The 23135-nt window shown below is 64.9% G+C and carries 19 protein-coding genes; 10 read left to right on the forward strand and 9 right to left on the reverse strand.

Features of this window, described 5'->3' with window-relative positions; genetic code table 11:
- Nucleotides 1-226: 226 nt before the first annotated feature.
- The gene (locus tag F8G81_RS00260; protein ID WP_267277052.1) at nt 227-928 is read right to left on the reverse strand and encodes a TetR/AcrR family transcriptional regulator C-terminal domain-containing protein; all 702 of its coding nucleotides are present in this window, start codon (nt 926-928) and stop codon (nt 227-229) included.
- A 137-nt stretch (nt 929-1065) separates the two neighbouring features.
- Between F8G81_RS00260 and F8G81_RS00265 the strand changes: the two genes are divergently transcribed.
- From F8G81_RS00265 to F8G81_RS00275, 3 genes are all read left to right on the forward strand, one after another.
- Entirely contained in the window at nt 1066-2469 is a 1404-nt protein-coding gene (locus F8G81_RS00265; protein WP_267277053.1) for a flavin monoamine oxidase family protein, read from the forward strand.
- A 327-nt stretch (nt 2470-2796) separates the two neighbouring features.
- Entirely contained in the window at nt 2797-4656 is a 1860-nt protein-coding gene (locus F8G81_RS00270; RefSeq protein ID WP_267277054.1) for an alpha-L-fucosidase, read from the forward strand.
- A gap of 118 nt (nt 4657-4774) precedes the next feature.
- On the forward strand, nt 4775-6088 hold the full coding sequence (locus tag F8G81_RS00275) for a BNR-4 repeat-containing protein (protein WP_267277055.1): 1314 nt from the start codon (nt 4775-4777) through the stop codon (nt 6086-6088).
- A gap of 34 nt (nt 6089-6122) precedes the next feature.
- On the opposite strand, the gene F8G81_RS00280 is transcribed toward F8G81_RS00275, so the two are convergent.
- Both F8G81_RS00280 and F8G81_RS00285 read right to left on the reverse strand, forming a co-directional pair.
- Entirely contained in the window at nt 6123-6725 is a 603-nt protein-coding gene (locus tag F8G81_RS00280) for a DUF6919 domain-containing protein (RefSeq protein ID WP_267277056.1), read from the reverse strand.
- Between the two features lie 71 nt (nt 6726-6796).
- On the reverse strand, nt 6797-7750 hold the full coding sequence (locus F8G81_RS00285) for a helix-turn-helix domain-containing protein (protein ID WP_267277057.1): 954 nt from the start codon (nt 7748-7750) through the stop codon (nt 6797-6799).
- Nucleotides 7751-7874: 124 nt separating this feature from the next.
- On the opposite strand from F8G81_RS00285, the gene F8G81_RS00290 reads away from it, so the two are divergent.
- The gene (locus F8G81_RS00290; protein WP_267277058.1) at nt 7875-8918 is read left to right on the forward strand and encodes an NAD(P)-dependent alcohol dehydrogenase; all 1044 of its coding nucleotides are present in this window, start codon (nt 7875-7877) and stop codon (nt 8916-8918) included.
- Between the two features lie 36 nt (nt 8919-8954).
- Here F8G81_RS00290 and F8G81_RS00295 read toward each other — a convergent pair whose 3' ends face one another.
- Nucleotides 8955-9566 (reverse strand): glyoxalase, encoded by a 612-nt coding sequence (locus F8G81_RS00295; protein ID WP_267277059.1) that lies wholly within the window; start codon nt 9564-9566, stop codon nt 8955-8957.
- 252 nt (nt 9567-9818) lie between these two features.
- On the opposite strand from F8G81_RS00295, the gene F8G81_RS00300 reads away from it, so the two are divergent.
- Complete coding sequence (locus tag F8G81_RS00300) at nt 9819-11294, forward strand: ALF repeat-containing protein (RefSeq protein ID WP_267277060.1); 1476 nt, start codon at nt 9819-9821, stop codon at nt 11292-11294.
- Between the two features lie 85 nt (nt 11295-11379).
- On the opposite strand, the gene F8G81_RS00305 is transcribed toward F8G81_RS00300, so the two are convergent.
- Complete coding sequence (locus tag F8G81_RS00305) at nt 11380-12024, reverse strand: hypothetical protein (RefSeq protein ID WP_267277061.1); 645 nt, start codon at nt 12022-12024, stop codon at nt 11380-11382.
- 232 nt (nt 12025-12256) lie between these two features.
- On the opposite strand from F8G81_RS00305, the gene F8G81_RS00310 reads away from it, so the two are divergent.
- The 4 genes from F8G81_RS00310 to F8G81_RS00325 all read left to right on the forward strand — a co-directional run bounded on the left by F8G81_RS00310 (nt 12257) and on the right by F8G81_RS00325 (nt 17199).
- Nucleotides 12257-13015: a LamB/YcsF family protein gene (locus F8G81_RS00310; protein WP_267277062.1), complete on the forward strand. Its 759-nt coding sequence runs from the start codon at nt 12257-12259 to the stop codon at nt 13013-13015.
- Nucleotides 13012-14676 (forward strand): carboxyltransferase domain-containing protein, encoded by a 1665-nt coding sequence (locus F8G81_RS00315; protein WP_267277063.1) that lies wholly within the window; start codon nt 13012-13014, stop codon nt 14674-14676. The genes F8G81_RS00310 and F8G81_RS00315 overlap by 4 nt, the downstream gene beginning before the upstream one ends.
- On the forward strand, nt 14673-16436 hold the full coding sequence (locus tag F8G81_RS00320; RefSeq protein ID WP_267277064.1) for an acetyl/propionyl/methylcrotonyl-CoA carboxylase subunit alpha: 1764 nt from the start codon (nt 14673-14675) through the stop codon (nt 16434-16436). Before F8G81_RS00315 ends, F8G81_RS00320 begins: the two co-directional genes overlap by 4 nt.
- Nucleotides 16437-16509: 73 nt before the next feature.
- Nucleotides 16510-17199, forward strand: a complete 690-nt coding sequence (locus F8G81_RS00325; RefSeq protein ID WP_267277065.1) for a GntR family transcriptional regulator — start codon at nt 16510-16512, stop codon at nt 17197-17199.
- 104 nt (nt 17200-17303) lie between these two features.
- Here F8G81_RS00325 and F8G81_RS00330 read toward each other — a convergent pair whose 3' ends face one another.
- The 3 genes from F8G81_RS00330 to F8G81_RS00340 all read right to left on the reverse strand — a co-directional run bounded on the left by F8G81_RS00330 (nt 17304) and on the right by F8G81_RS00340 (nt 19940).
- Nucleotides 17304-18128 (reverse strand): putative hydro-lyase, encoded by an 825-nt coding sequence (locus F8G81_RS00330; RefSeq protein WP_267277066.1) that lies wholly within the window; start codon nt 18126-18128, stop codon nt 17304-17306.
- Between the two features lie 9 nt (nt 18129-18137).
- A complete protein-coding gene (locus tag F8G81_RS00335; protein WP_267277067.1) occupies nt 18138-19358 on the reverse strand; it encodes an NRAMP family divalent metal transporter in 1221 nt (406 codons plus the stop codon).
- 192 nt (nt 19359-19550) lie between these two features.
- Nucleotides 19551-19940 (reverse strand): DUF5997 family protein, encoded by a 390-nt coding sequence (locus F8G81_RS00340; RefSeq protein ID WP_267277068.1) that lies wholly within the window; start codon nt 19938-19940, stop codon nt 19551-19553.
- A gap of 93 nt (nt 19941-20033) precedes the next feature.
- Here F8G81_RS00340 and F8G81_RS00345 point away from each other — a divergent pair, with 93 nt between their 5' ends.
- Complete coding sequence (locus F8G81_RS00345) at nt 20034-20768, forward strand: LysR substrate-binding domain-containing protein (protein ID WP_267279351.1); 735 nt, start codon at nt 20034-20036, stop codon at nt 20766-20768.
- Between the two features lie 1742 nt (nt 20769-22510).
- On the opposite strand, the gene F8G81_RS00350 is transcribed toward F8G81_RS00345, so the two are convergent.
- Nucleotides 22511-23131: a DAK2 domain-containing protein gene (locus F8G81_RS00350; protein WP_267277069.1), complete on the reverse strand. Its 621-nt coding sequence runs from the start codon at nt 23129-23131 to the stop codon at nt 22511-22513.
- Nucleotides 23132-23135: the final 4 nt, after the last annotated feature.

Here is a 23135-nt window from a genome sequence, read left to right on the forward strand (position 1 = left end):
TTGATGGGGGCAGCTGGCCAACGCTGCTGCACAGGACGGCAGGTGGTGTCCACGGGCGCCGCCTGCCTTCCGCTGTTTCTGCACATCAGCACACCGGCATATCAGGGCGTGCCCATCCAGCCCCGTGAGTCCCGCCGTCGTGGGGCACTTTGGGGAACAAAACGCGGGGACCGGGCCCAAACAACGGCGTGTCCGTGTCGAAGTGCCCCACCTTCGTTCGGGCCCGTCACCCCCGCAGCGCTCCAAGGCCTGTGATAAGGGCCTCCAGCCCCAAGCCAAAGGCAACATCCGCCGGCTTGTGGTGCCCCTGGGCGGCCAGGCTCTGCACCGCCCCGGTGAAATGCGGGGTGGCGCCGGCCATGCTGCCGGCGTCGAAAATGTCAGCGGGTGCGGTCACGTCATACGCCGAGCCGAAAATGAACGATTCCAGCGCCACGATCGCGGAGACAATCCGCTCCTGCGGGAAGCCGGCGGCCAGGAAAGCGGCACTGACGGTCTCGTACATGGCGAGGGTCTGCGGTGCATCCGTCACGGGCAGGACTGCTATCACCGGGATCAGGGGAGTGTGCTGGGCGAAGACATCCCGGTAACTCCACGCCCATGTCCGGACGGCGTCTTCCCAGGGTTCCACGCCGAAGCCGGACACATCCACCAGGGCCGTAAGGTGGTCCTCCACCAGCAGGAGGACGTCCCGTTTGGACGCCACATGGTTATAAAGGGCCGACGGCGCCACGTCGAGGAGGCGGGCCAGTCCGGCCATGGTGAGGCCGTCGTAGCCCTTCTTGCCGATGAGGTCCAGGGCGGCGGCCGTGATGCCAGCCTTGTCCAGGACGGCGGCTGACGGGCGCCCGGCGCGCCGCCGTGCTGTGGTGGAGGCATTGCCGGCTGCTCCGGTTCTGCTTCCTGATGCGGCTGATACTGCCGGCATTACTGGCCTTTCGGTGGGTTCTCCAGCATTATTCCACCCGCCTCTTCCGGAGCATGGCGCGAACCGCTATAGTTCTAATAAATGAATGGCATTCATTTAGTGGTCCGCATCACTAGCGTGGCCACAGAGAGGAAACCATGCTGAACCTTAACCGCGACGTTGTGGTCGTGGGAGCCGGGCCCTCCGGCCTGACCGCCGCCCGCGAACTGAAGAAGGCCGGCCTGAGCGTTGCCGTGCTGGAAGCCCGTGACAGGGTGGGTGGCCGCACCTGGACCGATACCGTGGACGGCGCTGTGCTGGAAATCGGCGGCCAATGGGTCTCGCCGGACCAGACCGTGCTGCTGGAACTGCTGGAGGAACTGGGGCTGAAGACCTATTCGCGGTACCGCTCCGGCGAGTCGGTCTACATCGGTGCCGACGGCATCCCCGTCCGCTACTCCGGCGACTCCTTCCCCGTGGACGCGGCCACCGCCGTCGAGATGGACAAGCTGATTGCCCTGCTGGACGGGCTGGCCGCCGAAATCGGCGCCACCGAGCCCTGGGCGCACCCCAAGGCCCGGGAACTGGACACCATTTCCTTCCACCACTGGCTGCGGGCCAATTCGGACAACGAGGAAGCCTGCAACAACATCGGCCTGTTCATCGCCGGCGGCATGCTCACCAAGCCCGCCCACGCCTTCTCCACACTGCAGGCCGTGCTGATGGCGGCCTCCGCCGGTTCCTTCACCCACCTCACGGATGAGGACTTCATCCTGGACAAGCGGGTGATCGGCGGAATGCAGCAGGTTTCGCTGCTGCAGGCGCAGGAGCTGGGGGACGACGTCGTCCTTAACAGTCCCGTGCGCACCATTAACTGGAGCGCGGATCCCGACGGCGGCAGCGGGGACCGCTACCGGGTCACCGCCGTTTCCGAGCGGGCAACTGTCAACGCGCGGTTTGTGATCATGGCGGTCCCGCCGAACCTGTACTCGCGGGTCTCGTTCAACCCGCCGCTCCCGCGACGGCAGCACCAGATGCACCAGCACCAGTCGCTGGGCCTGGTCATTAAGGTGCACGCCGTCTACAGCACGCCGTTCTGGCGCGAGCAGGGGCTGTCGGGGACGGGCTTTGGCGCGGGCTCCCTCGTCCAGGAGGTCTACGACAACACCAACCACGGCGATTCCCGCGGCACGCTGGTGGGGTTCATTTCCGACGAAAAGGCCGACGCCGTCTTCGAGTTGAGTGCCGAGGACCGCAAGCGGGCAGTTCTTGAGTCGATCGCCGGGTTCCTGGGGGACAAGGCCCTGGAACCGGAGGTCTACTACGAGTCGGACTGGGGCTCGGAGGAATGGACGCGCGGCGCCTACGCCTCCAGCTATGACCTGGGTGGCCTGCATCGCTACGGCAAGGACCAGCACGCGCCGGTGGGGCCCATCTACTGGTCCTCCTCAGACCTGGCTGCCGAGGGGTACCAGCACGTGGACGGCGCCATCCGCATGGGCAGAAGCACTGCAGCCCGTATCTGCGAGATTGCCCGCGTGGCAGCGCCGGCCGGGGTCTGACCGCCGACTGCCGGCGGAATTTGTAGAACTCTGATGAACCAAAAGTTCGAGGGCCTCAGTACGGGCGATTCCGTACTGAGGCCCTCGAGGCAGACATCATATGTTCCCGGTGCTGTTCGCGAACAGAACCGCTACACCTCGCTGAGAGAGTCTCTTGACAGGCTCCAGATTGGCCGTAACATCGGATGTATTCGCGTGACTTGTTCACGCTAACAGCCCTGGCCGGTCCCCTCATCAACGTGGAGCTAAGAATTGACGTCACCAGATTTTGACCGCTGGCACCTTCTTGGCTCTAGTGGAGCGGCAACAACAGCCAAAGCGGACACAGTGGCTCCAGATCAGGCCGGATGGGACACCCAGGCTCTCCTGCAAAAGCTGGTTGATATGCGCTTTGGCATTTTCAACCACTTCAACCTCGGCACGTTCACGGACGAGGAGTGGGCCGCTCCGAACCAGGACCCCGGAATCTTCGCACCGCCTTCCGTGGACACGGACCAGTGGGCGGATGCCGCCCTGGCGGCGGGCATGAGCTACGGCGTGCTGACCACTAAACACCATGATGGATTCGCACTGTGGCCGACCAAGTACGGCACGCAAAACGTCATGGACTCCGGGTACAGGCGCGACGTCGTCAGGCAGTATGTTGACTCGTTCCGCTCCCGGGGTCTGAAGGTGGGCTTTTATTTCTCCATTTGGGACCGGACGTATCCTGTGCAGGCTACCGGCGGCTACCATGTGAGCGATCCGGGCGCGGGTGTAGACCCGCCCCAGATCGAGTATGTGCTGAATCAGCTCACCGAACTGCTCACGGGCTACGGCGAGATCGAAGTCCTGATGCTCGATGGCTACGCGTGGCAGATGGGCCACCAGCAGGTTCCGTTGCAGCGGGTCCGCGATCTGGTCAAAACGCTGCAGCCCGATTGCGTCATGATCGATATCTGCGCGGTCCTGACCCCTTGGCTGGGCGACGCGATCTTTTGGGAGGAGCCTTTCGGGATCACCGTGCCGGCCGGGAACACGTGGGCAGGGCTTCAGGGCCAGACCATCAGTGAGGGGTGGTTCTGGCACCCGTCCACACCCACTGAACCGTTGATGTCCACGGACGACATCATCACTCACCTGACCGAGCTTGAAGCGGGGTGGACGTCCTTTATTCTCAACTGCGCTCCCAACCGGGAGGGCAGGTTGGATCCCAACGTGGTGACCCGTCTCGCCGAAGTCGGCGCGGCCTGGACGCCCAATAGGCAACGCGGTCCACTGCCGGTGCAGCCCGTTCGCGCCGAGTACGTGGTTACTCCGGTCGCCGCCTACGCTTCCGCATTCCATGAGCCCGAACCGCCGTACCTAGCGATCGACGGCCGTGCCGACAATAAACTGCAGAGCTGCTGGTCCACGTGGCCCGGCACCGGGGAGCTGGCGATGCCGGTGTCCATCACCCTGGATCTGGGAGGGGTCTACAGCGGCATCACAACGCTGGAGTATCTTCCGAAGCAATGGTTCCGCGAGAACGGGACCGACGGGGACGTGACTTCGTTCGAGGTGTCGGCCAGTGCCGACGGCGTGGGCTTCACAACCGTTGCGTCCGGGGACTGGGTCACGGGCCCCAGCCCAAAAATGGCGGAGTGGGCCCCGGTTCCCGCCGGGTTCATCCGGTTTACCGCCACTGAGGGATCGGGCGGCTACACCAACGTGTCCGGCCTCCGGGTGGGCGGCCGCATCACAAAGCCCATACGGCAGTCATTCGCCGTCGCCCCTGACCGCGTTTATAAGATCATCCATGCCGCCAGCGGCAGGGCCCTGACCGTCCTGGACGGTTCCACGAGGGACGGAGCCGCTGTTGTTCTGGCCCCCGATACCAACTCAGCCCACCAGCGCTGGAACCTGAGCGCCGACGCCGACGGCTTCTACAAACTCAAGGACACCAACAGCGGAATGCTCCTCAAGATAGGTTTCCGCTCACGGACGATCGGCGAGAAGGCAGCGATCCGGTCAGACGCCGACGTCGTGCAGCAGCAATGGGCGGTGACACCCGTTGGCGCGGGAAAAGTGGTCCTCACCAACCGTTTCTCCAACCACGCACTTGGCTTAAGCGCCGAAGCAACGACGGACGGAACCACCACGGAGCAACAGCCGTACCGAGGCGCCGCCCACCAGCACTGGACGCTCACGGACGTCACCGGTACCTAAATCGATCACCTCCTGACGCAAGCAGTGCAGGCACGTTCCTGTCGCCCATGACGGACCCGCAGGAACCTAGATAGGATAATCTGGATCACTTTGAATCGATGCAATCCTGAGGATTTTCATGACTGACGCTCCCATCCTCCTCAACAACAACGGCGCCTGGTGCTGGTTCCAGGACGAGCGGGCGCTGATCGATTCTGGGAACAACACCCTCCTGGTGGGCTCGGTGGCCGCACCCGAGGGCGCCGGAGGTCCAGGCAGGGGCGGAAATATCGAGGTTGCCGTGCTGGACCTGGGCACAGGAGAGCGGCGGGTGCACGTACTCCATGAGCGGCTGGAATCGGATGACCACAACGCCCCGGCGCTTCTGATCCGGCCGGACGGGCGCTACCTCGCCATGTACGCCAAGCACAAAACAGACAATTACTCCCGCTGGCGGGTGTCCGTCCGGCCGCATGATGCCAGCGAGTGGAGTCCGGAACAGATCTTTGACTGGACGGAGCTCGCGGACGGCCGGGGTGCCACCTACTCCAACCTGCACCGGCTGTCCGCGGAGGCGCTGACCTACAACTTTGTCCGGGCCATCAACGATGATCCCACCATGATGGTGTCAGACGACGACGGCAGCACCTGGAGCTACGGCGGCAAGCTTTTCACCCGGCCCAAAGTGGGTTACGTCAACGGGTACACCCGGTATTCCTCCAACGGCACGGACCGGATCGACCTGATCACCACCGACCACCATCCCCGCGATTTCAACAACAACATCTACCACGGCTACCTCCACGGCAACACGCTGCATGACACCACCGGCCGGGTGGTCAGCAAACCCGTAATCGGCTCTTCCGGCGTTTCGCAGACCGAACTCACCACCATTTTCGCCGCCGGAACCCAGATCGACGGCGACGTCCTCACCCACGGCTGGACAGCCGATCTCCGAAGGAACGGCCGGCAGCTCGCGGCGATCATCACCTGCCGGGCCAACGACGTCAACGGCCCCCTCGAGCGGAACCAGCAGCTCGACGTCGACGATCACCGCCTGCTCTACGCCCGCTTTGACGGTTCCAGCTGGGCGCTTCATCCGCTTGCCGTGGCCGGCCCCGGGCTCCTCCCGCACGAGCAGGACTACACAGGGCTGGGCAGCGTGGACCCCTACGACCTGGACCACGTTTACATCTCGGCCCCGGTGGATCCGCGCTCCGGCCGCGCCACCGAACACTACGAGATCTACTCCGGGCGTACGTCCGACGGCGGCGCCGGCTTTGTGTGGGAGGCCGTCACCGAAAGGTCCGCCGTCGACAACCTCCGGCCGATGGTGGTTCCGGGAGACCCCGCCGTGCACGCGCTCTGCTGGTTCAGGGGATCCATGACGTCATCACAGGCGTTTGAGACAGAGATCGTCGCGTTGGTGAAGCCCGGGGGAACCAGTCGATAGGGGCCGGCGTGTCCGCGGGAAATGAAAATCGCTGTTACTGACCGGGCGCCAGTGCGGAAAGCACCGCGGGCAGCAGAACATCGCTCCTGCCCCACACCGGATCCAGGATCTCCACGTACCAGGAATCGGCCAGCAGGAGTGCCAGGGTTTCGTTGGTCTCATCCGCCCAGCCCCGGATCTGTTCCTCGCTGACCGGGTTCTCGCTGGTGCCCAGCACCGTGACCACCTCGGACCCAGACAGCGTGACAGGGATGGCCGCGCTGCTGGCCTCGCCGGGTGCGTGCACCACTGTGACCAGATCGGACCGCGTGGACAGGGCCAGGAGTTGGGCTGCTGCGTCAGCGCTGCAGAAGCCCGTGACGTACTCGCGCTGGACGTGTGCTCCGGACCGCAGGCCCGGCTGGGACTCCTTGGTGAACAGCCCGTTCCGGTTGAGCGCGGCCAGCGCCAAAGCTATGCGGCGGGTTTCGTCGTCGTAGCGGGCTGTAAACGTGGCCGCCTGATACTCGCTGCCGCCTTCCAGCCACCGGGCGGTCAGCTCGCCGGCCGCCTCCAGGGTGATCGCCTGGCGCCACACTTCACGGTCCGCCAGCAGCCTGCCGAACTCATCACGGGTTTTCGTTTCTGTTGGCTCCATCTTCGGATGCTACCGCCGGCCGGGCAACCGCTCCACCGCGGAGACACAGCGCTTAACGTCAGCTGCAGCCGTCAGACAGCCGGGTTTTGCCTGCTGCCCGGCTCCGCGGCTTCTGCGACCGCCGCTGCTTCAGCCGCTGTTGTTGCTTCGACGGCAGTTGTTGCCGCCCAACTGGTCAGGACCTTGATGCGCTCTTCATTGGTGGTTCCCGGCTCGGCTGTATAGACGCTGAGTCCATGCATGTCCCGGGGGAGGCTCGACAGGGAGAAGGACTGGTAGGTCAGCTCCAGGTCGCCCACCACGGGGTGACGCAGCCTTTTGATTCCCTCGTGGCGGAAGCGGATGTCGTGCAAGGCCCACAGCGTGCGGAACTCTGGGCTCAGTGTGGACAATTCGCCCACCAGTGCTCGAAGGGAGGAGTCGTTGGGATCACGTCCGGCTTCGGCGCGCAGCATGGCAGCGGTGGCGGCAGCGCCACCCTCCCAATCCGCGTAGAAGTCCCGGGCGGCGGGGTCCAGGAAGTGGAAGCGGGCGAAGTTCGCGTGGCCGTGGGCAGCCGTGGTGCTGCTGGCGAACATCGGCGCATGAAGTGCACGCCCCAACGCGTTGCTGGCCACAATGTCGAGGCTGCCATTGCGAAGGAACGCGGCCGACATCGTCATGGAGTCGAGCAGCCATTGGACCGGTGCCGCGACGTCGGCCTCCTTACGGCGCGAACTTGGGCGCCGGGCCGGGTTGGCAGCGCGGGCCAGCTCGAAAAGATACAGGCATTCCTCATCGGTCAGGTGCAGTGCGCGGGCCACTGCCTTCAGGACGTCCTCAGACACACCCCTGATATGGCCCTTTTCAAGGCGGGCATACCACTCTGTGCTGACACCGGCGAGAACAGCCACCTCTTCGCGGCGGAGCCCGGGAACGCGCCGTCTGGTGCCTGCCGGCAGCCCCACATCCTCGGGGCGGATTTTGGCGCGCCTGCTGGCCAGGAAGTCCCGAATGTCGGCACGGTTGTGGGGCTGGTTATCCATAAATCCACGATAGCCCCGGTTCACGCGGATAAAGGGGGGAGAGCTTGTCCCCCTATAAACGCAGCCTTCTTCGGGCGCCGGAAACCGGGTGAGATGGAATGAGGCCAACCACAACAGGAGAATCATGCTTTCCGTTAATGCTTACGCAGCCCCGTCCGCCACCGGTGACCTGGTCCCCACCACCATCGAACGCCGCGACGTTGGGCCCCATGACGTACTGATCGAAATCAAGTACGCGGGCATCTGCCACTCTGACATCCACACGGTGCGCGGAGACTGGGGACCCCAGCAGTACCCGTTGGCCCCCGGGCATGAGATCGCAGGGATCGTCACCGAGGTGGGCGCTGAGGTAACAAAGCACGCCATAGGAGACCGCGTGGGGGTCGGCTGCATGGTCAACTCGTGCCGTGAGTGCGCCAACTGCCTGAAGGGCGAGGAGCAGTACTGCCTCAACGGCATGATCGGCACCTACGGAGCCGAAGACCGCGACGGAACCGTCACCCAGGGCGGCTACTCCACCCATGTGGTGGTCACCGAAGACTTCGTGGTGCGTATCCCGGAGGGGCTGGACCTCGCCGCTGCGGCGCCGCTGCTCTGCGCAGGGATCACCACCTTCTCCCCGCTCCGCCGCTGGGGTGCCGGACCCGGCAAGAAGGTTGCCGTCGTCGGACTCGGCGGACTGGGGCACATGGCCGTCAAGCTCGCGTCCGCCATGGGCGCCGAGGTGACCGTCCTCTCCCAGTCCCTGAAAAAGCAGGAGGACGGGCTGCGCCTGGGCGCCGACAGCTACTACGCCACCAACGATCCCGCCACGTTTGAACTGCTCGCCGGGACGTTTGAGCTGATCATCAACACGGTCAGCGCTTCGATCGACATCAGCGCCTACCTCCAGCTGCTGACCCTCGACGGCGCCCTGGTGAACGTGGGCGCCCCCGCCGAGCCGCTCCCGGTCAACGCCTTCGCCCTCATCATGGGCCGGCGCTCGTTTGCCGGTTCCATGATTGGCGGCATCCGTGAAACCCAGGAGATGCTGGACTTCTGTGCCGAACACGGACTCGGAGCGGAAATTGAAGTCATCCCTGCCAGCAAGATCAATGACGCCTACGAACGCGTCCTGGCCTCCGACGTGCGCTACCGCTTTGTCATCGACACCTCCACCCTGAGCTAGGCCGGGCACTACGCCCTCGACGCCGGCCCTTCCGGTTTATGCGGAGGCGGCCTCCCATTCGAACCCGTCCGGATCGGTGAAGGGGCCGGCGTGGCTGCCGATCGCCAGCCGGTGCGATCCGGTGCCGTCGGGAGAGACGCCCGCGTCCTTGGCGAGGGCGCGGCGTCCGTAGAGCCCCAGCTGGACCGGGCTGGACGGCATGGCGAACTCGACATACTTGCCGAAGCTCTTCCCGACGGCGAGCCCGCGGTCAACATAGAACCGCTTGCTGGCACCAACGTCCGCGGCCGCCATAAGGAGCACGATTTTCTCGACCTGCCGCGTTGCCGGTCCGGTTTCCTTCCTCGCGGACGTCGCCACCTTCCAGATGGCGCCGTCGGGAGCCTGAACCACGCCGCCGTAACCCCAGATCGACTTCTGGACGGGCTTTAGTGGGGTGGCGCCGGCCTCCACCGCGGTGCCGATCAGGCTGCTGACGGTGGACGGCTGCGACACGATCAGCGACACCGTGAACCCGCGGAAGCCCGTCGTCGCGGCATCCGAGGGCCGCGTCCGCACACGGCTGCCCAGTCCAAAGGCGGCGTCGTAGAAAGCGGCGGCCGCTGCGGGGTCGGGCACTTCGAGGGTGATGAATTCAATGGAGGTCATGGCAGGTCCTTCGCGAGTGGGCGGATGGTTATGCTCCTGACTCTAGAGAGATGCGTGGGGCGGCGCTTCTCTGATCCTGATCGATCTCTCAGGCGGGCCTTGGCCGGGCCTTCGGCGGCGCCAACGATGGTGGTCGGGGACTGGCCCACCTGCAGATAGAATGCCTTTGACCACCCAGTTTTAGGCTCACGGTTTCCCAGGACGCCACAGTTGCCGCTTCGCAGGGTCGGCTTCATTTCTATTGGGGGAATCTTGATCACCGTTCTGCACCGCGCCCTGCGCCAATTCCTGTCTGCGGCCTTAGCTGTTGGCGTCGTGCTGGCACTCGTCATCGCTGCCATACTGATTCCCTCCACAGCGGCCCACGCTGCTTCCGAAGGCGAGGACCGGGTCCAGGCCTACTACCTCACCGAAAGCGAATGGGCGCGGGTCAGGTTGGCTGCGCAACGGGCATTGGATAGCAATTCACCAGTAGTGATTCGGGAGTTCCTCCGTTACGGGCAGTATCTCGCGGCTGCCATGGACCAGGAGGAACAGGCCATCCTCCTGCTGACGGGGAACGCAGAGTCTGCCAGCCTCGAAGCGCAGTCGCAAAGGCTGGCTGCCGAAAGCTTCCTGGTCCAGGCGAACGATCCCCAGCTCGCCATCGCTGCCGCTGCGTCTGCCAAGACGGCGGCGGAAGCTGCGCGGGCGGCAGCGGGGAAGGCAGCCGAAGCCGTGAAAGCCGCCCAAGTCACAGAGCAGGTTTCCCGGGCGGAGGAGCGGGCGCGGTTCCTGACTGATTGGGCCTTCCGAACGGCTGAGGCAAAGGCTGCCAACCTTGTAGAAGATGCCCGGCTGGCCGCAGAAGCCGAAAGCAGGATTAACAACCCGGAACCCTATCCAACGGATGAGCAGATCACGGCTGACAGGCAACGGACGTATCAGTACCTGGCTACGGGCACCCCCCACGTCCGGTCGTCTGCGGAGAAGATCCTGCAGGCGAATGATCCCCTTCTGGTGCGCTTATTCCTGGTGGAGGGTGTCTTCGCGGCCGAGGAATTGGACAATAGGATTTATGCCTACGGGCTGCTTGAAGCGGGCGGTTTGGAAACAAGGGCCGGAGCAGATGTCGCCATAGACGGGACGCGGGAAATGCTCCGCACTTTTTTCCAGACCGAGGAGTTCCGGTTGGCCGTGCGGGACCAGGATAAAGGAGCCCACGTGATTGGAATTCAGGCACGAATTTCGGTCGCCAAAAACCTTGCAAGCCAGGCTGCGCTGGATGCCGCAGCCGCGGAAGCAGCGGCTGCTTCGGCAGCCACACTGGCGGCGGCTGCCGAAGCAACCAGGCCACCTTCCAGCCAGACCGGAACGGCCAATAGCCAGGCGCCGGTTCAGGGCGCGCTTGGCGTCACGGGTGGCACCGCCCTGAACGCAGGACTCTTCGGTGCAGCCTCCTCCCCGGAGCTGCCTGCACCGGCTGATGCCGGGGTGCCCGCGGAGTTGGCCGAAACCCCAACGCCTGCTGTTGCTGCTGCCCCTCCGGCGGGCAAAGCATCCTCCGGAACGGGCGATGCCGATAAGAAGGCGGCCGATATGAAGGCGGCTGCACCGCAAGCCAGCGGCACGCAGGCAAGCCAGAATACCGGGCTTCCTCTGTGGGCCATCCTGCTCGGCCTGGGAGTGTTAGTACTGGCGGTTGCTTGCAGCATCCTTGTCCTGCGCCGCCGCAGGATCCCGGCTTAACAGCACTGCTTAGCAGCACCGGCCCTCGCAAAAACCGACTAGCAACACCGGCACCCCGTAGCCGGAAGATGACCGCCGCCAGGCCCTAGTGTCCGTTTGCCGGGATCCCGGCAGCCTTTTCCGCGGCGGCAAGGGCCTGGACAAGCCGGGTGACGGCGGGCGGGTACCCTTCGTGGCGTACCGCCCGCAACTGCTCGGCATCACGCATAGCCCTGATCAGTGCCGAGGTTTCGGGCATCCGGACATCGGTGATGGCGGGGTAGTCGATGCAGAGGGCCGGATCGAGTTCGTATCTGCGCCAGCGGGCCAGCAGTTCCTCATGCTGTGCCTGCGCTGCCTGGTGAACGGGCTGATCCAGCCGCCGCTGCCTCCTGAGCTGCTGCCATGCCATAACCCGGGGGCTGTACCGGTATGAGGCGATACCCGCGGCCCCGCCAACAACAGTGAGCAGCAAGCCGGACAACGGTGATTCCAGCGCCGGGATCAGAATGGCCGGGACTGCCACAACGGAACCCATAAAGAGGTCCCAAAACAACGGGTCTGAGGTTCCGTCGGCCTGCTGCATGGCGTGGCGGCGGACGGCGAACACCGTGCCGGCCACCGCGGACACCAGCAGGGAACCCCACAAAAGCGTCGGCCCCACCGTGAGAAGCAGGAACTCCATTGCGGCTGGCACCACGGCACCTCCATGCATCAGGCCCGGCCCAGTAATCCAGGCTGTTGCTTCCATTTCAACCCCTGGGACGACGGCGGTCAATGGCCCTGGTGCCGCGCTTCTGCGGACCGCCCCAGTAAGGGATTTTCCTGCTGTTCCCCGCCCTGCTGACCTGGCCTTGTTTGCATATCAGAACCCTGACGGGCCGCATCTGCGAACAAGCACAGGATTTACCCGGCTAGATTGTTGAACAATCTGAGAAAATCAGGCATGATGGGTGGAGTAGCCAACCTGAGACGAGGGTCACATGCCATTCATCGATCTGAACAGCGACGTCGGAGAGTCCTTCGGCAGCTGGACCATGGGCGACGACGCCGCCGTCTTCCGCCACGTTTCCAGCGCCAACGTGGCCTGCGGCTTTCATGCCGGTGACCCCAGCACCATCGCCAAGACCTGCCGCGACGCCGTAGCCGCAGGCGTGACCATCGGCGCCCACGTCGGATACCGGGACCTTGCCGGATTCGGCCGCCGGTTCCTGGACTGCTCAGCCACTGAACTGACAGATGATGTGCTGTACCAGCTGGGGGCATTGCAGGCCCTGGCGAACGCAGCAGGCTCGGAGATCAAATACGTCAAACCACACGGCGCCCTTTACAACACCATCGTCCATCACGAGGTGCACGCGCAGGCGGTGGTGGATGCCGTCCATACGTTCAGCCCCGGACTGCCGCTGCTGCTCCTGCCCGGCTCGGTGGCGCTGCGCAAGGCCGAGTCCCGCGGGCTCCGGGCTGTGGCGGAAGCCTTCGCCGACCGCGCCTACAATCCTGACGGCACCCTGGTGTCCCGCCGGGAAGAGGGCGCAGTGCTGCACGACAACGACGTGGTCACCAGGAACATGGTGCGCCTGGCCACGGAGGGCAAAATTGTGGCGCGGGACGGTTCAGTCCTGGCGGTGCACGCTGACAGCATCTGCGTACACGGGGACACCCCCGGCGCCGTGGCCATGGCCGGAGCTGTCCGGGCCGGGCTTGAGGCGGCCGGCGTCACCGTGCGGAGCTTCCTATGAGCATCACCGGCGTCCGCTGGGCCGGGCCGCGCGCATTGCTGGTGGAGCTGACGGACCTTGTGTCAGTGCTCGCCTTCCATCGCCGCGTTCAAGCGGAGCCCTTCCCCGGCCAGCTCGACGCCGTCGCTGCCGCCGCAACCGTGCTGCTGAAATTCGCCTCGCACCGCCAGGCGCTGGCGGCGCGCGCCGCCGTCGAACATTTCCAGCTTGACGCCGTCGAGCAGGACGGCGGCAGGGAGGTCACCATAGAGGTGGTGTACGACGGCGAGGACCTCGCCGAGGTGGGCAGGCTCACCGGCCTCGGGGCCGACGGCGTCATCGCGGCACACACAGGACAGGTGTGGACGGCTGCCTTCGGCGGCTTCGCCCCCGGTTTCGCCTATCTGGTGGGAGAGAGCGATACCCTCAGCGTCCCACGAAGGACCTCGCCGCGCACGGCAGTGCCTGCCGGATCCGTAGCCCTGGGCGGTAAGTTCTCTGCCGTCTATCCGCGGCAGTCCCCGGGCGGCTGGCAGCTCATCGGCCGGACGTCTGCAGTGATGTGGGATCTGGACAGCGAGCAGCCCGCCCTCATCCGGCCCGGCGACAAAGTGCGTTATGTGGCCGTGGACAGAACCGCGGCAGACAGCGCCGCTGTGCGTGCAGCAAGCCGTGCCCACGCGGTTCCTGCAGAGAACGCTGCAGGTGAGCGGGACGAAAGGGTTTCCGGACTGGAAGTTGAGTCACCCGGATTGCAGTCGCTCCTGCAGGACCTGGGCAGGCCAGGGCTGGGGGACCTGGGTGTTTCCGCGGCCGGCGCGGCGGACCAGCAGTCAGCCCGCCAGGCGAACAGGCTGGTGGGGAACGAACCCGGCGCCGCCGTGGTGGAGAATCTCCTCGGCGGGCTTTCCGTCAGGGCCAGGGGGGACCAGGTTCTCGCAACGGCAGGCGCCTGCGTTCCGCTGGAGATCCGCTCCGGGACGGGAGAGGTGCTGCGCCGCCCCGCCGGCTGTGCTCCCTTTGCCCTGCTCGACGGCGAAAGCCTCACCCTGGGTGCCCCATCCCTAGGGCTGCGCAGCTACCTGGCGGCCCGCGGCGGTTTCGACGTCCCGCCGGTGCTTGGCAGCAGGTCCAGCGACACCATGTCCGGTCTGGGTCCCGCTCCGCTGGTCGCGGGAACGCTGCTTCCGGTAGCACCTGTCGACGGCGTCCGGCCGGTGGGTGAGCCCGAAACCTCCACCTTGCGGCTGGGACCAGGAACGGCAGAGCTCCGCGTGACGCCGGGCCCGCGGGATGACTGGTTCACCGCGGCGGCCGTCCAGGCCCTCGCCGGCCAGGGCTGGCAGGTCACGGACCAGTCGAACCGGATCGGCGTGCGGCTTGTACCCGAAGCGGAGGACGGCCGGTCCCTTGAACGCAGCCGCGGGGGCGAACTCGCCAGCGAAGGCGCCGTGGAGGGTGCGCTGCAGGTTCCGCCCAGTGGGCATCCTGTCCTTTTCCTGGCCGACCATCCGGTGACAGGCGGCTATCCGGTGATCGCCGTCGTCGTGCCCGAAGATCTTCCGACGGCGGCGCAACTGCCGCCAGGCTGCCGGGTCCGGTTCACCATGGTGGACCCGGCCACCCTCGAACCCCTTGAACCAGCCGCCAGCGGCATCATTTCAGAAGGAATCCCGTCATGAAAAAGGTCCTGATCGCCAACCGCGGCGAGATTGCCGTCCGCATCGCCCGCGCCTGCTCCGATGCCGGCCTGCAGTCCGTTGCCGTGTACTCGGATCCCGACGCCGACGCCCTGCACGTGAGGCTGGCGGACGAGGCCTTCGCGCTGGGCGGGTCATCAGGCGCCGAGACCTACCTGGACATAGGCAAGATCATCGGAGTGGCCCGCCGGGCAGGGGCAGACGCGGTGCACCCCGGATACGGGTTCCTGTCAGAAAACGCGGACTTCGCCCAGGCGGTGATGGACGCAGGGCTGACGTGGATTGGCCCCACGCCCCAGTCCATCCGGGAACTGGGCAACAAGGTGACTGCCCGTGACATCGCCGTGCGGGCCGGTGCCCCCTTGGTGCCGGGCAGCGACGGTCCGGTGGCCAACGCCGACGAGGTCCTGGCCTTCGCCCAGGAATTCGGCCTGCCGGTGGCCATCAAGGCTGCTTTCGGCGGCGGCGGGCGCGGGCTGAAGGTTGCCCGGCGCCTTGAGGATATTGAGGACGCCTTCGAATCGGCGGTCCGCGAATCCACCGTGGCATTCGGCCGCGGGGAATGCTTTGTGGAGCGCTTCCTGGACCAGCCCCGCCATGTGGAAGCCCAGGTCCTGGCGGATACGCACGGCAACGTGGTGGTGCTGGGCACGCGCGACTGCTCGCTGCAGCGCCGCAACCAGAAGCTTGTGGAGGAGGCACCTGCCCCGTTCCTTACCCCCGAACAGCGCGCCCAGATCCACGCTTCCGCCAAGGCGATCTGCCGGGAAGCCAACTATCACGGTGCCGGAACCGTGGAGTATCTGGTGGGCAAGGACGGCATCATCTCCTTCCTGGAAGTGAACACCCGGCTGCAGGTGGAGCACCCCGTTACTGAGGAAACCTCCGGCGTGGACCTGGTCCGTGAACAGTTCCGGATCGCCGCCGGCGGTGTCCTGCCCTTCACCGAGGATCCTGAACCGCGCGGGCACGCCATCGAATTCAGGCTCAACGCTGAGGACCCTGCCCGCGGTTTCCTGCCCGGTCCCGGCACCGTGGAGGCCTTCGAGCCGCCCACCGGCCCCGGCATTCGCGTGGACAGCGGCGTCCGTTCAGGATCGGTGGTGCCTGGCCATTACGATTCGCTGCTGGCCAAGCTCATTGTGCACGGCGAGGACCGTCCCCAGGCCCTGCGCCGGGCCCGGGCCGCCCTAGATGAGATGCAGATCAAGGGCCTGCCCACGGTGCTGCCGTTCCACCGGGCCGTGGTACGCCACCCCGATTTCCTGGCCGAAGACCACCTTGGAGTCCACACCACGTGGATCGAGAACGAGTTTGCCGAACCGCTCGCCGCGTCGCCCGAGATTGCCCGCGCCGCACCCGACGCCGCCCGGAACACCATCACGGTGGAGCTGGACGGAAAGGCGGTGCAGCTTGGGCTGCCGGCCGGGCTCTACGAGGCTTTGCTCAGCGGCGGCGGCGGTTCGGGGGCGCTTTCCGGTTCCGGCTCCGCCGGGGCTGGCCTTGCCGGAGGTTCCATTGCGGCCGAGGACACCAGCCTCACGTCGCCGATGGCTGGCTCGCTGGTGAAATGGCTGGTGGAGACCGGTGATGTTGTGGTGGCCGGGCAGCCTGTGGCGGTGCTCGAGGCCATGAAGATGGAAACCACCGTGGCCGCCCACCGGTCCGGCACTGTGGCGAGGGGCCCGCAAGAGCCGGGCACCGCCGTCGGGCGTGGGGACGTCCTGGCCAAAATCGCCTGACCCGCCAGCGGCGAGGGCGGCTGTGGTGGGCGCCAGTGCACTGATCCTTCTCCCGCTTAGGTAGATTGGGATCATGCCCATGAACGCTGCACTCCAAGGGATCGCCGACGGCGGCCACGCAACCCACGCCCACACAGGGGCGTGGGTTGCCGGCGTGCTGCGCGCACGGATCTCGGCCGGGCAGCTTCCGCCCGGGACCAAACTGTCCGAGCAGAAGCTCTCCGAAGCCTTGGGCGTTTCCCGGAACACGCTGCGTGAGGCCTTTACGGTATTGGCCGGCGAGTCGGTGGTGCAGCGTATCCCCAACCGCGGCGTCTACGTTGCGGCCCCGGGCGCGGAGGACGTGCGCGAGATCTACCGGGTTCGGCGCCTGATCGAACCCGCGGCCGTGCTGTGGGGCGAGAAGACTGAAGGAACCCTGGACCGGCTTGATGCGATCATCGCGGGGGCCCGGGAGGCGCTGGCCGCCGGCTCTATTCCCGGCATGGCAGACGCCAACCAGGAACTGCACAAGACGCTGGTCTCACTCTCCGGCAGCGCCTCCTTGGATGAGCTGATGGAAAAGGTCCTGGCCGAGATGCGCCTGGTTTTCCATGCCATGGCCACCACTCCTGATTTCCACAGCCATTACGTGGAGCGCAACGCGGCCCTGGTGGACCAGATCCGCTCCGGCCAGCGCGAAGAGGCGGCCGCCGAGCTTCGCCGTTACCTTGACGCCGCCGAGCAGGAGCTGCTGGCCCACATCGGTGCCATCCCCGCCTGACCGCCTAAAAACGCAGCAGTGCCACGGCTCCGGAAAACGGACCCGTGGCACTGTGTACAAGTGGCAGTGTGCAGAAACGGCAGAAGTGGCCAGCGGCGCAGGAGCTACGGCACCAGGTAGCTGCTGTCCCTGGCGTCGGTGATCAGCATGTGCCCAGGGGCGTGCCCAATCGCCAGGGCCGGCCTGGATTCCATCACGGCGGCCTGCGGCGTCACCCCACAGGCCCAGAACACGGGAACATGGCCGGCAGGGATTTCCACGGCATCGCCGAAGTCCGGGCGGCCAAGATTGTCGATGCCGAGCTCGGCCGGATTCCCCACATGCACCGGCGCACCGTGGACTGCCGGATACCGCGAGGTGATCCGGACGGCGTCGGCAACCTGCGACGCCGGAACGGGCCGCATGGACACCACCAGGGGTCCGGCCAGGGAACCGGCCGGTTCACAGCGGACGTCGGTGCGGTACATCGGGACGTTCACGCCCTGGTCAATGTGGGCCACCCTGATGCCGTTCTCCTGGAGGGCAGCCTCAAACGTGAAGCTGCAGCCGACAATAAAGGTCACCAGGTCATCGCGCCAGTAGGCCGTGATGTCAGTGGGCTCGTCGGTCTTTTCTCCGTCGATGTACACGGCATAACGGGGAACGTCAGTGCGCACATCGCCGCCGGCCAGCAGCGCGCCGGTGGTTTCGCCGGCGTCGAGCACTCCCAAAATAGGGCAGGGCTTGGGGTTGCGCTGCGCGAACAGCAGCACGTCGAACGCCTGGGCTTTGGGAACGATGATCAGGTTGGCCTGCGCGTATCCGGCGCTCCAGCCGGAGGTGGGGGTCACAAGGCCCGCCCGGAACAGTGCGCGGGCCTGGGACGGCAGCAGCGCCGCCGGATTGTTGGGAAGTTCGACGCCGGCGGGGGAGTTTGTTGATAGTGTCACCGGTTGCTCCTAGGCCCACAGCTTGGCGAGGCCGGTCAGGGAGTTCCAGCCAAGGAACAGCGTGAGCAGCCAGGCAAGGACGCCGATGATGAGGAGCCATTTGGGGTAGGCATAGCCGTGCAGCAGGTCCCGGCGGCGCCAGGCCACCCACAGCAGGAGGGCGAAGCCCACGGGGAGGATCAGGCCGTTGAAGGCGCCGGCGAAGATGAGCAGCTGCTGCGGCGCCTGGCCGATCAGAAGGTAAACCACCGCGCAGAAGGCAATAAAGCCGACGGTGATGAGGTTGCGGGTGCGTTCCTTGGTGGATGACTTGGTCACGAAGGAAACGGAGGTGTAGGCAGCGCCGATCACCGAGGTGATGGAGGCGGCCCAGAGGATCACGCCAAACATGCGCAGGCCGATCTGGCCGGCGGCGGCTTCGAAGGCGGAGGCGGCAAGGTTGTTGTTGGCCAGGGCCACACCGCCGGCCACCACTCCGAAAATCGCCAGGAAGAGCAGGACGCGCATCACGCAGGTCACCAGGATGCCCAGGATAGAGCTTTGGGTGATCTCCTTGACGTGCTCCACACCGGTGGCGCCGGAATCGAGCATCCGGTGGGCGCCGGCGTACGTGATGTAACCGCCGATGGTGCCGCCGATGAGGGTGGTGATCACCAGGAAGTCCACTTTCTCCGGCATCACGGTGTTCCGAAGCGCCTCACCGAGAGGCGGGGCGGAGACGATTGCCACGTAGAGCGTCATCAGGATCATCACGGCGCCCAGGATCACCACGATCTTGTCCAGCGCCACGCCGGCTCGCTTGCTCAGGAAGATGAGGATGGCGATGACCGCGGAGATGGCACCACCGAGCTTGGGATCCAGCCCCATCATGGCGTTGGTGCCCAGGCCCGTGCCGGCGACGTTGCCGATGTTGAAAACCAGGCCGCCCAGGAAGACCAGTCCGGCGAGGAACCAGCCAATCCCCGGGAGGACCTTGTTGCCGAGTTCCTGCGCACGCAGGCCTGAAACGCCGATGACGCGCCAGACGTTGGTCTGCACCGCGATGTCCACGAGGATGGACACGAGGATGGCGAAGGCAAAGGCAGCCCCCAGCTGCACGGTGAACGCTGCCGTTTGTGTGATAAAGCCAGGACCGATAGCGCTGGTGGCCATCAGGAACATGGCGCCGAGGAGTGCCGAGCGTCGCCCGGCTTTTGTTGTGCCTGATTTGAGCGTTGCGGTGCTTTCCACAGTGGCCGTCCAAGAGGTTGCGGGTGACCGTAGTCACAGATGGGGTGTCACAGGCAACACTACAGACTGTTGAACAATCTTGGCAAGAGATTGTTCAACAATGATCTAAGTTACTTCTCCGCGATCCCGCCCGCTTCCTCCCAAGGTGGACGTTGCACGCAACTTAAGCATGCGCTGCCCGGAGGAGCCCGGCTAGCCCTTCTTGGCTGCCTTTTTAGCGGCCTCGTCTTTCACGCGCTGGGCCTCGGCACGCACCGCGGCGTGAGTGGAGCGTTCCGTGACGAGCCACTGCGGGGGAGCCTGCAGCAGGGCGGTGATTTCCGCCGTCGTCAGTGCTTCCTCAACACCGCCGCGGGCCAGGCCGCTGATGGAGACGTTCAGCTTCTGGGCAACGACAGGGCGCGGGTGCGGGCCGTTGCGGCGGAGCTCGACGAGCCACTCGGGCGGATTGGACTGGAGCTCGGCGAAATCTGCGCGGCTGATGGTTGAATCCTGGAACTCCTGCGGTGTTGCGGGCAGGTAGATGCCAAGCTTCTTGGCAACGGTGGCCGGCTTCATGGACTGGGAGTTATCAGAGGTCATGGTTCAAGGGTATCCGGGTCCCTGCGCCCGGGGCACCAGCGGGGGAGTACTGGCGCAGCGTGCGGGCGGTACTGTGAAGACGTGCCTGCTGATATTGACGCCCAGAACCCCAGCTCCTCCGAATCTCCCGCACCGGAGGCCCCGCGGGTGCTGCGTTTTGCCTACGTGGCCGGAGTTACTCCGGGGAAGTGGATCCGCCGCTGGGAAGAACGCGTGCTGGATATCCCGCTGCAGTCCTTTATGGCCGACGACGGCGCGCAGCTGGAAGTGTTGCGGAACGGCACCGCCGACCTCAGCTTTGTCCGGCTACCGGTGGAGCGCGAAGGCCTGAACGTCATCCCGCTCTACGAAGAGCAGCCGGTGGTGGTTGCGCCCAAAGGCCACGAAATTTCTGTTTTTGAGGAAGTGCCCCTGACTGACCTGGCTGAGGAGACGTTCCTGGATGTCGCGGCGCTCGGTGGACCCGAGCAGGCCTTGCAGGTTGTCGCGACGGGCGCCGGCCTGGCGATCCTGCCCATGTCCGTGGCCAGGCACTTCAACGTCAAAGACACCGTCGCGCGCCGGCTCACAGGGGCGCCCGTGACGGAGATAGCGCTGGCATGGCCAAGCGGATCCGAGGACGAGATCATCGAGGAGTTCATCGGAATAGTCCGGGGTCGCACGGCGCAAAGCTCCCGGCAGCCGTCTGCGCAGCAGGAGAAGCCTAAGAAGGAACCCAAGCCGGATCGTCGCGGCACCGGCGTCAAGAAGGCGAAAGTGGCTCAGCGGTACGCCCCCAATCCGGACAAGGGCCGGGGCAAGGGCTCGCGGAAAAAGGGCAAGCGGTAATAGTTCGGCGTTGGAGATGGGGACCTGTCCCGCCGTAACCTCTTTCACTGCGTGGACTGGCATCCGTATGGCCGATCCAGTTGTCCAACAGGCTGTTGGATCATTGCCGTGTGGGTGTCAGGTTTCGGTCTAGGTGTTTCTCGGCCCGTCGTCAGAAAAGAAGGATTCAACCCTACTCTGACGGCCTTTTGTGTCCCTGCCTGACGTCATGTTGGGGTGTGCCTATATGACCAAAGTCCCTGCCGATGGGCCGCTGTTCTCCATGATCTACGGATGAAGTTCTGAGGTCACCTGAACTGAGTGTTTGAAGTCGTCCGCACGAGCGTTGAGACAGACTCCCGCTAGATGAAACGGAGTCCTCCCGGCCCTTTTGCCGGGTATGGAGATCAGATGATCGCCGTACTGGCAGGGGAGCGGCGTCAGGCATTAGCAGTGAAGTCCGTCGTTGATGCGGTTGGCCGGCTTGCGGTTGTGTCTGTGAAGTCGGGGAAGTTCAGGCCGAACATCTGAAACAGCCGAATTATTGCGCCGCAGCGATAAACGCCCCTGAACGTTCCGTGGAATGGCGCCAAGCAACCACATCCCACGGGAACGGGCACCGGACGGACATGGACTGGATATGAATTACCGTTGGTACGGCCGCTCCGCTTCGTGCACTCATGAGGAGATCACCTCAAACTCAATGATTCAGTGAGGGGTTCCGGGCCCTGACACCTAAGCACGCATCCGTGGTTTCATTTCTCCTCTAATCAGCATTCCATCCAATGACCGCGTCCAAGTATTCCCCTCAGAATCTTGGAACTGCACCCCCATGTTGTGCTGCACATACATGAACTCATCGGCGACCGGAATTCGTAGTAGGTTCCGTTCTCCCGGCGCCACCGTGTTCTTCGTGAATGCAAGACCGTGGTAAGAACCTCGCCAGCTTGTTCTTGTCATAGTGCCGTAGCCCGCCTCTCCCTCCACGGGCCATCCGCCTACAGATGCGAGGCAGTGGAGGCTGATATGTCCTTGGCTGGCGTTCAGAATTTCTACATCTACCACCCGAGTGGTTGCGTTGATAGTCGACCTAGCGAAACTGACCCAGTGTCCGCTGTGCTCTGCAGACGACGTGGCCGGATATGCGCGCGGCATCATACTGTCCTTTAGGATCCGGACGTGTACCTGGCGTGCTTGAGCCCTCATTGCCAAGTCTCTTCCGGCCATTTTCACCTGGCTACTAGCGATCAACAGAGCGACACTGCCCACCAATGTTGCCCCCACCGTGCCAATTGCACTGAAGGTTTCAGGATTCCAACCCCACCCAGACATGTTGGGAGCTTATCCGAGTATTGACTAGTCGCGTGGCATTGAGGTATTCCAGCCCGGAGCCGATAAGCATCAAGGTTCGAGCGTGTGGCCGTTGAGAAGCAAGAGCTGCACGAATCGCCGTGAGGAAAACTACGGCTTGGTCTTAATGGTCTAATTCTGCGCTGCGGCGCCAACAGAAGCAGCAGCGCCCCCATCAGCACCCTTCCCGCCCGAATTTTTCGGGCGAGCAGGGGACAGACAGGGGCGACGACACCGAGAAATGTGACCGGCACGGTAGTCCGGGCATATGCCTAGGACACGAGATTCCGACGGGATGCGGTCGGCGTCAGTGTCGAAGACAGTAAAAATCTCAGGGTCTGCTGCGGCCACGCCTCTGCGGGCTTGCCCGGTGAACGATGTCCTACACAGGACGAATGCGCCGGGCGGAGCGGCTACGAGGACCAGTTCGCACGGAGCTCCTGTAGGAATCGGAGGTAGGCGGTGGCGCCAGCGTCGGGGTGTCCGACACTGCGCTCCTGCATCCAGGAGGCTCGTCCTTTGGCGGATTGCAGGTGTGAAGTTTCCTCTACGCTTGCTGCTGCGGTGTCTATCATCGCCGCCAGCGGGTCGTCGCTGTTTCCGTTGATGCCCCGCAAGGTATCGAGACTCGGGATCAATGCGTCCAGTACCGTCTTGTCGCCGAGCTTGGCGTTGCCGCGCTCTGCGATTCGAGCAGCAACTGCCTCTCCGATTTCCAGAGCGTCCTCGCGTGCGAGTTCGGTCTTACCCGTCACCGTTTTTGATGCTGCGAGCACCCCGCCGCCGATCAAGGCGGCGAAGGTCGAGGGGTTTGCCGTTGAGAATGCCTTGGCGGCGACACGCAGCACAAGCTCGATGTCAGCAGCGTCGTCCAGATCTGCGAGGGCGGCGAACGCAGCGTTCGATCCGGACTCTACGGTAATGCCCAGGTCGCCGTCTCCGAGTGCGGCGTCCAGTTTCCGCAGTTCGTCGGCGTGGGACGGCATAGCAGTCAGCGTGCGCGCGAGTACGCCGCGGAGTTCTGTAACATTCATCGTT

The sequence above is a fragment of the Arthrobacter sp. CDRTa11 genome, from assembly GCF_026427775.1.
Classification (GTDB): domain Bacteria; phylum Actinomycetota; class Actinomycetes; order Actinomycetales; family Micrococcaceae; genus Arthrobacter.